Below are 13,584 nucleotides of genomic sequence, written 5' to 3'. Positions count from 1 at the left end.
GTATTATTTCTTTTTTGCTACTGTTTTCTTTGCTGCTGCAGGTTTTTTGGCTGCAGTTTTCTTAGCCGGGGTTTTCTCTGCTATCATAGCCTGAGCCTTATCCAGCGTTAAACCTACTGCATCAAAATCTTTGCTCAACTCTATCTTTATCTTGCCTTTTGTTAGCACAGACCTTCCCCAGCGGGCTTTCTCAACTTTAATACCTTCTGCTTCCCAGTTATGTATAACCTTATCAATATCCTTTCGCATCTTCTCTTCAATAAGCGCTACAAGATCTGCCTGAGAAAGGTTATCAAAGTTATATTTTTTGTTCACATTAATGAACGTACCATTCCATTTAATAAACGGACCAAAACGGCCAACGCCTTTTTGCACAGGCAGCCCTTCATATTCGCCTATAGGCGCATCAGCCTGTTGCTTCTCTCCTATTAGCTCTTTAGCCCTTTCAAGAGTCACATCCAGCGGATCTTCGCCTTTTGGAAGCGAAATAAACGTTTTACCAAAACGCACATACGGACCAAAACGACCGTTACTTACCTCTACCTCTTCGCCATCATGCACACCTAAGACTTTAGGCAGGGCAAAAAGCCCAAGGGCTTCGTCAAGCGAAATAGTACCTATATTCTGCTCTGGCAGCAGGCTTGCAAATTGCTTTTCTTCATCTTCGGCATCACCTATTTGTGCCATTGGACCAAATTTACCCAAACGGACACTTACAGGCTTGCCTGTTTTTGGATCTGTGCCCAAAATACGCTCGCCAGACTCGCGCTCAGCATTTTGTTCTACGTCTTTTACTTTCGGATGAAAATGCCCGTAGAAATTTTCCATCATTTTTGTCCAGTCTTCATTACCAGACGCTATCTCATCAAAATCTTCCTCTACCTTAGCGGTAAAGTTATAATCAAGAATGGTATCAAAATGATTTACTAAAAAGTCGTTTACAATAGTACCAATATCGGTAGGCACAAGCTTCCCTTTATCAGACCCTACATTTTCTTTAAGCTCCTGTTCTTTAATATCGCTTCCTCTTAGGATAAGCTGTGCATAGTTACGCTGCTGCCCCTCAAAGTTACCTTTCTCAACATAATTTCTGCTGATAATGGTACTGATAGTAGGCGCATATGTAGACGGACGGCCTATACCCAGCTCTTCCAGCTTTTTAACCAGCGCAGCCTCTGTATAGCGGGCAGCAGGACGGCTAAAGCGCTCGGTAGCGGTAATATAGTTATTAGAAAGCCTCTCGTTTACACGAAGTGCCGGCAGCATACCTTCCTGTTCTTCGTCGTCGTCATCGTGCCCCTCAAGATATACCTTAAGAAATCCTTCAAACATCAGTACTTCGCCCGATGCTGTAAATATTTCGTTATGATTGTTAGCCTGTATCTTAACATTGGTACGCTCCAGTTGGGCATCGCTCATTTGCGAAGCCAGGGTACGTTTCCAAATCAGGTCATACAATCTGGCCTGGTCACGGTCTATGTTTACCGTGTGCTGTGTCATATCTGTAGGGCGAATGGCTTCGTGAGCCTCCTGAGCACCTTTACTTTTTGTATTATAATTTCGTGGCTTGCTAAACTCTTTACCATACGAGCGGATAATTTCTGCCTCGGCAGCTCCCATAGCATCGTTAGAAAGGTTTACACTATCAGTCCTCATATAAGTTATAAGTCCCGCCTCATAAAGCCTTTGTGCCAGCATCATGGTAACACCTACAGGAAAGTACAGCTTTCGAGCCGCTTCCTGCTGTAGTGTAGATGTGGTAAAAGGCGCTGCCGGAGACTTCTTGGCAGGCTTAGTTTCAAGGTCGGCTACTTTATATTGCGAACCTATATTTTTATTCAGAAAATCTTGTGCTTCCTGTTTTGTTGCAAAGTTTTTAGGCAGTTTTGCCTTTAGTGTTTTTCCGGCTTCATTTGTAAATTCAGCTGTTATACTGTAAGAACCTTCAGCTTTAAAATTCTGAATCTCGCGTTCGCGTTCTACAATAAGACGTACAGACACTGACTGTACCCTACCCGCAGAAAGTCCGCTTTTTACCTTCTTCCAAAGCACTGGAGAAAGTTCATACCCCACCAGCCTGTCTAATACGCGACGTGCCTGCTGGGCATTTACAAGATCATAATTTATACCCCTTGGGTTGTCAATGGCTTTTAATATGGCCGACTTTGTAATTTCATGAAAGACAATACGTTTTGTCTTTGCTTTATCCAGTTTCAGTTCTTCCGCCAGGTGCCAGGCAATCGCCTCACCCTCGCGGTCCTCATCGGAAGCCAGCCAAACGGTTTCGGCCGATTTAGATAAATCCCTGAGTTTTTTAACCAATGCTTTTTTATCAGGAGAAACTTCATATTTTGGTTTAAAGCCATTCTCTACATCCACACCTATCTCCCTGCTTGGCAGGTCGGCAATGTGCCCGTAGCTACTCTCTACCTGATAATCTTTCCCTAAAAACTTTTCAATGGTTTTTGCCTTCGCAGGTGACTCAACGATCACTAAATTCTTTGCCATACAACATTTCTTTGGTCGCAAAAGTATGTGATTTTTTTAAATATCGGCTTTATAACACTTTAAAAAGCACGTTTTTTAAGTGCTTTCCCGTGCTTTTTCGGTTTAACACCTATATATATTAAGGTATAAGCACTAAAAAAAATAACAGATAGCGGGCTGTCAACTTGACAGTATATAGATTTTTATCTATATCTTTGCCCATTCAAAAAAGTATGTGCAGTAGTGTAGTATGGAAAAGATAATTGAAGAGATTAAACAAGGGCAAAGCCTTGTTTTAGAGCAAAAGGAAGGTAATACCAAAAAACTTTTTATAGAAAGCTACGGCTGCCAGATGAATTTTTCTGATAGCGAAATCGTTGCGTCTATACTTGCTAACGAGGGCTATAACACCACACAAAACCTTGAGGATGCCGACCTGGTACTGGTTAACACCTGCTCTATTCGTGATAAGGCAGAGCAAACCGTGCGCAAAAGGCTGGAAAAATACAATGCCGTAAAAAAAATAAATCCCGGAATGAAGGTGGGCGTGCTGGGCTGTATGGCTGAGCGCCTTAAGAGCCAGTTCCTGGAAGAAGAAAAGATAGTAGACATGGTGGTAGGCCCCGACGCCTACAAAGACCTGCCTAACCTGCTTAAGGAAGTAGAAGAAGGGCGCGATGCCATTAACGTTATCCTGAGCAAGGATGAGACTTATGGCGATGTAGCACCGGTAAGGCTAAACAGCAACGGTGTTACCGCATTTGTATCTATAACCCGCGGTTGCGATAACATGTGTACTTTTTGCGTAGTACCCTTTACCCGTGGCCGTGAACGTAGCCGCGAGCCGGAAAGTATTATGGAAGAGATACAGCAGCTTTGGGACAAGGGTTTTAAAGAAGTTACACTGCTTGGCCAGAACGTAGACAGCTACCTGTGGTATGGCGGCGGACTTAAAAAAGATTATGATAAAGCCAGCGAAATGCAAAAGGCTACTGCGGTAGATTTTGCACAATTACTGGACAGGGTGGCTACCGTGTTTCCTAAAATGCGTTTCCGTTTCAGTACTTCAAACCCGCAGGATATGCACCTTGAAGTTATTGAAGTTATGGCTAAGCACCACAACATTTGCAAATACATTCACCTGCCGGTACAAAGCGGCAGCACACGCATACTTAAAGAAATGAACCGCCAGCATACCCGCGAAGAGTATATAGCGCTGGTAGATAACATATACCGCATAATACCGGATATCTCGCTTTCGCAGGATATGATTACCGGATTCCCCACAGAAACAGAAGAAGACCACCAGGATACACTTAGCCTTATGGAGCACGTGCGATACGACTTCGGGTTTATGTTTGCTTACTCTGAACGTCCTGGCACCCTTGCCGCCCGTAAAATGGCCGATGATGTACCGGACGAAATAAAAAACCGACGCCTTACCGAAATTATTGCGGTACAACAAAGAATTGCCCTTGAGCGCACTGAGCGTTTTATAGGCCAGGTGGTAGAAGTGCTTGTTGAAAAAAGCTCTAAACGCTCTGACGAACACTGGAGTGGCCGCACGTCTCAAAATACGACTGTAGTATTCCCGAAAGGCGATTACAAGCCGGGCGATTTTGTAAATGTACTTACATCGCACTGTACTACATCTACATTAATAGGTGAAGCTGTGGGATATAGCGAAATGCAATAGTTTTTTAGCACACACCAACCAACAAACCGAAATGCAAAAAGAAGTTTTAACAACACAAACTATTGATGTCGAAACATTAAAAAAGGCAAAAAAAGCAGTGTTATTTTCTGTAAAACCAAAATTATGGATGTTATACATTGGCATCATCTCTTTGGTGGCTGTTATTAATATTTATACGTCGTCCGATAATGAGCAACCGTTTTACGAAGACAACAACACAGATACGTACACTGAAACCGACCCGGACATTTGGGTTGATGTGATTATTGCGTTAATACCGGTAATAGCTTTTGTAGTTATCTTCATTGTCCTGATGCGTGTGTTCAGAAAAATGAACTCAAAAGAATTAATTAAAACAAGAGCTCGATATTTTACGAATGTAACTTATACAATAAATAATGCTTTCTTCAAAAAACAAGGTGAAGGTTTTGAGAACACTTACCAATGGGAAGAAATCCATAGAGTAAAGGAAACACCCAAGTTCTATTTGATATTCTCTGAGAAAATGCAGGCTCATGTTATTGACAAAGCACAACTAGATCCTTGGCAAACTGAGGATATTAAAGAAATATTTGATTCATTAAAATCAAAAGTAAAAGTATCGCTTAAATAAGTACGGTTAAGGATTCGAGTGGCAACTTGAAACTTTAAACCTGAAACTTTAAACAAAAGAAAATGGAAAGCGTACAAGCCATAAAACAACGATTTGAAATTATAGGGAACGACCCTAAACTAAACCGCGCAGTAGAGAAAGCCATACAGGTTGCCCCTACCGATATATCTGTACTGGTTACCGGCGAGAGTGGTGTAGGTAAAGAAAGTATTCCGAAAATAATACACGCCCTATCGCACCGCAAGCACGGCAAATACATAGCTGTAAACTGTGGCGCAATACCAGAGGGCACTATAGACAGCGAACTCTTTGGTCACGAAAAGGGTGCCTTTACCGGCGCTACAAATACCCGCGAGGGTTACTTTGAAGTGGCAGATGGTGGTACTATCTTTTTAGACGAGGTAGGTGAACTGCCACTTACCACACAAGTGCGCCTACTACGCGTGCTTGAAAATGGAGAATTTATAAAAGTGGGATCGAGCCAGGTACAAAAAACCAATGTACGCATTGTAGCGGCTACAAACGTTAACATGTTTGACGCTATACAAAAAGGCAAATTCCGTGAAGATTTATATTACAGGCTAAGCACCGTAGAAATTACCCTGCCCCCACTGCGCGATCGTAAAGATGACATTCACCTGTTGTTTCGCAAGTTCTCTTCAGATTTTGCACATAAGTACAAAATGCCTCCTATAAAACTGGAAGACGATGCCGTAGTTTTACTTCTAAAATACCGCTGGGGCGGAAATATCAGGCAGCTGCGCAATGTGGCAGAGCAAATTTCCGTTTTAGAAACAAACCGCAATATTACAGGAAACTCGCTTCGCGCTTACCTGCCGGATACAGGAAGTAATCTTCCGGCCCTGGTTCCTGACAAGAAAGCAGAAAGCGATTTTAGCAACGAACGCGAAATATTATATAAGGTGTTGTTTGATATGCGTGCAGATATTAACGACCTTAAGAAGCTGACCATGGAACTGATGCAAAATGGAAACGGCAGTAAGGTACAGGAAAACAACAAAGGTCTTATTCAGCGCATTTATGGCCAAGATGGTAACAATCACCGTGATTATGAAGAGTTGCCACCACGTAATGATGGCTATGCACCACAACCGGTACCACGTGCAGAGCCCATTGTTGACCACCACGAAGATGAAGACGATGATGACCATTACCTCTATGCTGATGCCGTAGAAGAAGATGAGATACTTCGGCTTGATGAAAAAGAAATAGAACTGATAAAAAAGGCTCTTGAAAAGAATAAAGGCAAGCGCAAAGCGGCTGCCGATGAACTTGGCATTTCTGAAAGGACGCTTTACCGAAAAATAAAACAATATGACCTCTAGGCCCATGTTTAAAAGATTAAAAACAGTTGCCCTGTTTACAGTAATGCTCATTTTAATGGGTTGCTCTATTAAATACAACTTTACCGGAACCGGAAAGATTGATGCAAAAACATTTCAGGTAAACTATTTCCAAAACAATGCCGATGTAGTAGAGCCCGGTATAGAGCTTACCTTTACACGAAGACTACAAAACCTTATACAAAACCAGACTAACCTGAGCCTTACAAATACAGGCGGCGACCTTGTATATGAAGGAGAGATTGTAGAATACCGTGTAACACCAATGACTGCCACCGCAGACCAAAGGGCAGCACAAAACAGAGTAACTATATCTGTAATGGTGCGCTTTACAAATAAGAACAAAGAAGCCGATAATTTTGAAAAGCGTTTTAGTTTCTATTACGATTATTCTGCCAATGACCTGCTTACAGGCCCCGTGCTTACTAATGCACTGGAAGAAATATTTGAACGTATAACGCAAGACGTATTTAACGAATCGCTGGCTAAATGGTAATTAGTTGTTAGTTGTTGGTTGTCAGTCATAACAGGCTGAGTGAAGTTACCAACAACCGACAATCAACAACTAAAAATTGACTACAAAAGACTATACATATTTGCTTAATAAGCCTTATTCGGTAACGAACAGGCAGGGTGCGGAACTGGAAAGTATCCTTACGGAGTTTCCGTACCTGCAAAGTGCCCGCGCCATCTATCTTAAAGAGCTATATAATAAAGACAGCTTTAGATACAATACTGAGCTAAAAAAAACAGCTGCCTACACTACAGACAGGTCTGTCCTTTTTGAATTTATTACTACTGAGGCATTCAGGAGCATTGGACTAAAACAGCTCGAAGAAGAGGAAACTGCGCTTGCCGGTATAGAAGTGATTGAAAGCACACCAACGCTGCCTGTAATCGAAGCGGTGCCTACCATAGATAAGCTGGAAGAATCTATTAAACTGTCTATCATTGAAGCAGAACCGGAAGAAGAAATTTCAATCCCCGAACCTGCCATTACTATCCAAGATGCTACCAAACTGGAAGAATCTATAAAGCTTTCTATAATTGAAGCGGAACCGGAGGAAGAAACTACCGTAAATGATACCGAAATAGCAACACCTGCGGCTGAAGATACTGTTATTAATCAAAACGATATAACAATCTCTGAAACAGACGTTGCCATTAATAACCAAAATAGCGCAACTATTGGCAGTCCGCTAAAATTTGATGTAGCAGAAACACATTCATTTGCCGAATGGCTGCAACTTTCGAGGATTGCGCCCGTTAAGCGCGAAGAACCGCAGAAACCTGCGCCACAAGTTTCAGCCCCAATAGATCAACCCATTGAAACAGGTAAAGATGAGCCGGAAACAATAGTACAGCCAGGCGAACTTAACCGTAAACTGGAACTAATAGACCGTTTTATTGAGATCAATCCAAAAATAAAACCGGTTAAAAGCGATACCTCTGCATGGGAAAATCTTAGCAAAAACACAGCAGACTCTCCCGGCCTGATGACCGAAACCTTGGCGCGCGTGTACCTTGAACAAAAAAAATATACAAAAGCTATACAAGCTTATGAAATTTTAATTTTGAAATATCCGGAAAAAAGTGCTTTCTTTGCAGACCGTATTTCAGAAATTAAAGATTTACAATAAAATAACAATTAAAGAGCAATGATCAATTTTTCAATTTTTCTGGTACTTATCACAATAGTAAGCTTTTTGCTTGTGGTAGTCGTGATGGTTCAAAACCCTAAAGGCGGTGGCCTTTCTTCTTCATTAGGAGGTTCTCAGGTAGTTGGAGGTGTACAAAAAACTTCTGACTTTTTAGACAAAAGTACATGGACGCTGGCCTCTATACTGGTAGCGCTAATTATATTTTCGAGCGTTAGCTTTAACAACGGTACATCTGGCGAGAGTCTTACAGACGAAAGCGCTGTACCTGCTGCTCCGGCTGCAACACCTAATGCTGCTCCTGCTGCTAACGGTACTACGCCTGCAGGCACTGCCACTCAACCGGCTCCTGCTGCAAAACCTGAATAATATATTATAAGATACAGTTAAAAAATGCCAGCCTGTCAAAGCTGGCATTTTTTATTGCTGCAAATTTGTCAGATTTTCAAAATGGCACAATTTCTGAAAAACAGAAAACATCAATTTTAATAACAACAAAAAGTATATAATATGGCTTTAAACATTAAACCACTTTTAGACCGTGTACTGGTAGAACCGGTAGCTGCAGAAACACAAACGGCTTCGGGTATCTTTATTCCTGACACTGCAAAAGAAAAACCACAAAAAGGCATTGTGGTAGCCGTAGGTAACGGTACTAAAGACCATGACATGACTGTAAAAGTGGGCGATACCGTGTTGTATGGCAAATATGCCGGTACCGAACTAAAATTTGAAGGTAAGGATTACCTTATCATGAAAGAAGAAGAAATATTTGCAGTTATCTAAGAAGTTTAATTGTACAAACCCTTATTAAAGCACAAACAAAATGGCAAAAGAAATAAAATTTGATATTGAAGCTCGCGACGGTTTAAAGCGCGGTGTAGATGCACTGGCTAATGCCGTAAAAGTAACCCTGGGCCCTAAAGGCCGTAACGTTATCATTAGTAAAGCATTTGGCGGCCCTACTGTAACTAAAGATGGTGTAAGCGTAGCTAAAGAAATAGAGCTTAAAGACACCCTTGAAAACATGGGTGCACAAATGGTTAAAGAAGTTGCTTCTAAAACGAATGACCTTGCCGGAGACGGTACTACAACGGCTACCGTGCTTGCACAGGCTATTGTAAAAGAAGGCCTTAAAAATGTAGCTGCCGGCGCTAACCCTATGGATCTTAAGCGTGGTATAGACAAAGCAGTTAGTGCTATAGTTGCAGACCTTGCTACCCAAAGTACTGAAGTAGGCAGCACATCTGAAAAAATTAAGCAGGTAGCTTCTATCTCTGCTAATAATGACGAAAGCGTAGGCGAACTTATTGCTACTGCTTTTGAAAAAGTAGGTAAAGAAGGTGTTATTACTGTAGAAGAAGCTAAAGGTACTGATACGTATGTAGATGTAGTTGAAGGTATGCAGTTTGACCGTGGTTACCTATCGGCTTATTTTGTAACAAACTCTGAGAAAATGGAGGCTGAATTAGACAGGCCATACATTTTACTATACGACAAAAAAGTATCTTCTATGAAAGACCTGCTGCCAATACTTGAACCGGTAGCACAGTCTGGAAAACCACTACTTATCATTGCTGAAGATGTAGATGGCGAAGCTCTTGCTACACTTGTGGTTAACAAACTACGTGGCGCGCTTAAAATTGCTGCTGTTAAAGCTCCGGGCTTTGGCGACAGAAGAAAAGCACTTCTTGAAGATATTGCTATCCTTACAGGTGGTACTGTAATTGCCGAAGAGCAAGGATATACACTTGAAAACGCTACTCTTGATATGCTGGGTACTGCCGAAAAAGTAACTATTGACAAAGACAATACCACTCTTGTAAACGGTGCAGGCACAGAAGACCTTATCAAAAACCGTGTTAACCAGATCAAAGCGCAGATAGAATCAACTACATCTGACTATGACAGGGAAAAACTACAGGAGCGCCTTGCTAAACTTGCAGGTGGTGTTGCCGTACTTTATGTAGGCGCAGCTTCTGAAGTTGAAATGAAAGAGAAAAAAGACCGTGTAGACGATGCACTTCACGCTACACGCGCAGCGGTAGAAGAAGGTATTGTAGCCGGTGGTGGTGTTGCACTGCTTCGTGCTAAAAAAGCACTTGCTAACATTACTGCTGAAAATGCTGACGAGGCTACAGGTGTACAAATCATAGCACGTGCTATTGAGGCACCGCTTCGCACTATAGTTGAGAACGCAGGCCTTGAGGGCAGTGTTGTTGTTGCTAAAGTAGCAGAGGGCGAAGGTGACTTTGGTTACAACGCTAAAACAGATGAGTATGTAGATATGCTTGCAGCGGGTATTATAGACCCTAAAAAAGTGACACGTGTAGCGCTTGAAAATGCTGCATCTGTTGCGGGTATGATACTTACTACTGAGTGTGCTCTTATAGATATTAAAGAAGAAGGTGCCGCCGGCGGTATGCCAATGGGCGGCGGTATGCCGGGCATGATGTAATAGATAACATCTATTTTAGATTATAAATTAATGGGAACGCAATATGCGTTCCCATTTTTTGTTAATATCTGTTAAATCATATGAAAATTTTGTACGGGTTATAGCTAAAACCTTACCTTTATCGCATACCACAACAAACCAATTATTAATAAAAATGATTAAAATTGCCAACCGCGCCCTGGCTGCGTTATGCCTGCTATGTTCTTTTTTTTTATATGCACAAGACAATAAGGAAACAGCTTCAAAGGCTGTTGCTGAGTATTTTTTTCTTGATAGGGAAAACATACACGTGCAGTGCAACAAAAGTATTTATGTTACTAATGAACAGATTTGGTTTAAAGGATATGTATTTCACCGGAAAAAGAATATGCCTTTCTTTACCACCATTAACGTGTTTGCTACGCTTACAGATGAGACAGGTCAGATTTATGAATCAAAGCTGCTATATGCCAATATAGGGAGCTTCTCTGGCAGTTTTAAACTAAACAGTAAAATAAAATCGGGTAGGTATTACCTTCAGTTTTACACCAGCTGGATGAACAATTTTACCGAAGACGAATCGGCAGTAACTGAAGTAACTATCATAAATGAAAAGTTCGGCCCCGGTAATGCACTTTCTCCTGCCGACACTTCTACTGTAAATATTGGCATAAATCCTGAAGGTGGAACATTTTTATCAGGAGTTTCAAACAACATTGGCATTACAGTTTCAAATTGTAATAAAGAGCCCATGGACGTTTCTGTCATAGACATCGTAGACAGCAAAGGGCAGCTCATTAAAAAGGTACAGATAAACAAGCTTGGTTACGGGCGTTTTGATCTTTTTCCAAAGGCCGGAGAAACCTATAAAGCCATCCTTACAGTTGAAGATAAAAAACACGAACAGGCATTACCGCAGGTTCAGAATACGGGGCTTGCACTCGAAATAAACAACTATACAACTGCAGATAAAACGATAATAACCGTACGCACAAATGCCGATGGGGCAAAAAATTATACTGATCCGTTTACTCTATTAATACATAAAGATGATGTAAACAGCGTTTATGAAATTGATTTTAAAGGTAAAACCGAAGTAAAGTTCGCCATCTCCAAGAACGACCTCTCTGATGGTTTAAACACTACACGCCTACTTGATAAAGACCTTAATGAAGTTGCCCAGCGCCTTATATATAAATACCCTACATCGACAGAGGATGCTACATTTACCCGTAACGGCAGTAATGTGGCATCGCAAACAACAGACTTTAACACCAGGCTTACTTATCCTAATATGGAAGTAAGCATATCTGTACTTCCTGAAAATACTATTTCTATAGATGAAGCAAACGACATTTACAGTTCACTTTGGCTGCTTCCATATATAGATACTGTACGAAAAGCTAACGGAAAGTATTATTTTACAACCTTATCTAAGGCAAAAGCATATGAGCTTGATATATATTTACTCAATCAAAAAAGTAAATACACATGGCAAAACATAACCCAAAATCCTCCTAAAAGTACTAACCTTTTTGACATGGGGCTTATTCTTAAAGGAACAGTGCCTGCAAAACTCATAAATAAATATGCTAAAGTAAGGCTTTACTCTCTTGCACCCCGAATAGACGAGGTAACTGAAATGGATGAGAAGGGCGACTTTTATTTTAATAATTTTATAATTGCAGATTCTACCCACATAAATTTCACACTACTTACCAAAGGTGCACAACCAAAAGAGCTAAACATAAAGCCAATATTACAAAATGGCAATAAAAAGTTCAACAAAACATTTAAGCCATTGCCACGTTGTGTAATACAGGCCGAAACACAAACAGAAATACCGGCGCCTGAGTTTCCTAACTTTACTCCAAACACGATAACATTAGAAGAAACGGTTATAGAAAAAACAAGGTTGAAATATGAAAAAAGCTTTGGCAATAGTAATCTTAACGGACGTAAAATAAGCGTACAGGATGCTAACCTTTATCATACCGCACTACAATACATTACAGCAAGGGGAAGTTTTAAGATAGATACAGACGGCAGCATAGGAGGCAATGTACACCTTTATAGCCGCAGCGGCCGCACCAGTTTAAACGGGGCACAGCAGGAACCTATTATTTACATAGACAATATTCAACAACTGGATCATAACCAACTTAATGTTATAACTATGAATGAGGTGGATGAAATATACATGAACCCTACCGCCATAGTGCCATCTTTGCGTAATTATAGCGGTATCATAAAATTGTACCTTAAGCACGATTATTCTGCTCCCAGGAAAAATGGCACACCAGATATTATGGTTAAAGGTGGATATGCACGTATAGAAGCATTTGAAAACGCACGTTACAATTCTACCACCAGCAAAGGGTTTGAAAACTTTGGGGTTATTAGCTGGGAACCAAGCCTGATGGCAGATGAAAATGGAGTATTTACACTTAAAATACCAACTACAGGTCAAAAAACAGTTAAGGTTTTAATTGAAGGTTTTAGTGCCGATGGCAAACTGATATCTGAAATTAAGACGCTTAATCTGCAATAAGCAGAATGAAGCTGACTTTCTTTTGACATTATAATACTATAAATAGAAAATCCCTGTTTTTATTTAAAACAAGGATTTTCAAAACCAACTAATTAAAAAACACCTGGTGCTGTGCTACTATTACGGCACCATATCGTCAACTATACATATTCGTTTCCAAAAGAGAAAATCCCCATCCCGCCAGGACGGGGATTTATCAACCAACCAATTAAAAAACACCTGATACTAAGCTAGTATCAAATTTTAGCTGTTCATTTTTTAAAGATGACACAGACAATATACTTTTAGGCAATTTTAAAAAATCCTCCCTCCTGACAAGGGAGGATTTTGGTGACCAACCAATTTAAAAAACACCTGATACTAAGCTAGTATCAACTTTTGACAACCCTTTAACAGGTTGCATAATAAGGTACATTTATACCATACACATATTTTATTAAAAAGACTCTCCCTCCTCAGTAAGGGAGAATCTTTAATGACCAACTAATTTAAAAAACACTATGGCATGGCTGCTGACAGCAACTCACCATATATTATGGATCGCCCTATGAGCGACAATAAAATTATATTTGATTTTTTTTGCAATTGCACCTTAGCCTTTTTTAAAGGTTAAAAAAGGAATACCGGACGGCAAACAGGCAAATGCCAATACCGGTATTCCGGGCAATTAACAACTTATCGTTTTACCGGTATTAGATAAACAGGAGGCAATTAGATGCGATAACATTCTGGCAGTTAATATCAGGAGTGATAAAACCAATAGGCTTTAACAAAGTTG

The 13,584-nt window shown here is 40.6% G+C and carries 10 protein-coding genes; 9 read left to right on the top strand and 1 reads right to left on the bottom strand.

Translation table 11 applies throughout. From position 1 onward, the window contains the following. Positions 1-3: 3 nt before the first annotated feature. Entirely contained in the window at positions 4-2,508 is a 2,505-nt protein-coding gene (topA, locus tag DYH63_RS00670) for a type I DNA topoisomerase (protein WP_116786966.1), read from the bottom strand. Between the two features lie 229 nt (positions 2,509-2,737). On the opposite strand from topA, the gene miaB reads away from it, so the two are divergent. The 9 genes from miaB to DYH63_RS00625 all read left to right on the top strand — a co-directional run bounded on the left by miaB (position 2,738) and on the right by DYH63_RS00625 (position 12,806). Further along, positions 2,738-4,183 carry a tRNA (N6-isopentenyl adenosine(37)-C2)-methylthiotransferase MiaB gene (gene miaB / locus DYH63_RS00665; RefSeq protein ID WP_116786965.1) on the top strand — a complete coding sequence of 482 codons (1,446 nt, stop codon included), beginning with the start codon at positions 2,738-2,740 and terminating at the stop codon, positions 4,181-4,183. A gap of 31 nt (positions 4,184-4,214) precedes the next feature. Further along, a complete protein-coding gene (locus DYH63_RS00660) occupies positions 4,215-4,796 on the top strand; it encodes a YcxB family protein (RefSeq protein ID WP_116786964.1) in 582 nt (193 codons plus the stop codon). Positions 4,797-4,858: 62 nt separating this feature from the next. Then, on the top strand, positions 4,859-6,142 hold the full coding sequence (locus DYH63_RS00655) for a sigma-54 interaction domain-containing protein (protein WP_116786963.1): 1,284 nt from the start codon (positions 4,859-4,861) through the stop codon (positions 6,140-6,142). 43 nt (positions 6,143-6,185) lie between these two features. Next, positions 6,186-6,656 (top strand): LptE family protein, encoded by a 471-nt coding sequence (locus tag DYH63_RS00650; RefSeq protein ID WP_240409098.1) that lies wholly within the window; start codon positions 6,186-6,188, stop codon positions 6,654-6,656. 76 nt (positions 6,657-6,732) lie between these two features. Continuing rightward, positions 6,733-7,800, top strand: coding sequence for a tetratricopeptide repeat protein (locus DYH63_RS00645; protein WP_116786962.1), 1,068 nt, complete (start codon positions 6,733-6,735; stop codon positions 7,798-7,800). Positions 7,801-7,818: 18 nt separating this feature from the next. Next, positions 7,819-8,187, top strand: a complete 369-nt coding sequence (secG, locus tag DYH63_RS00640) for a preprotein translocase subunit SecG (RefSeq protein ID WP_116786961.1) — start codon at positions 7,819-7,821, stop codon at positions 8,185-8,187. Positions 8,188-8,328: 141 nt separating this feature from the next. After that, the gene (locus tag DYH63_RS00635) at positions 8,329-8,604 is read left to right on the top strand and encodes a co-chaperone GroES (protein WP_116786960.1); all 276 of its coding nucleotides are present in this window, start codon (positions 8,329-8,331) and stop codon (positions 8,602-8,604) included. 40 nt (positions 8,605-8,644) lie between these two features. After that, positions 8,645-10,276, top strand: coding sequence for a chaperonin GroEL (groL, locus tag DYH63_RS00630; protein WP_116786959.1), 1,632 nt, complete (start codon positions 8,645-8,647; stop codon positions 10,274-10,276). A 154-nt stretch (positions 10,277-10,430) separates the two neighbouring features. Then, positions 10,431-12,806 carry a hypothetical protein gene (locus DYH63_RS00625; RefSeq protein WP_162926872.1) on the top strand — a complete coding sequence of 792 codons (2,376 nt, stop codon included), beginning with the start codon at positions 10,431-10,433 and terminating at the stop codon, positions 12,804-12,806. Positions 12,807-13,584: the final 778 nt, after the last annotated feature.

It is taken from the genome of Flavobacterium psychrotrophum (assembly GCF_003403075.1).
Taxonomy (GTDB): domain Bacteria; phylum Bacteroidota; class Bacteroidia; order Flavobacteriales; family Flavobacteriaceae; genus Flavobacterium; species Flavobacterium psychrotrophum.
This window is presented reverse-complemented; position numbering and strand designations above follow the sequence as displayed.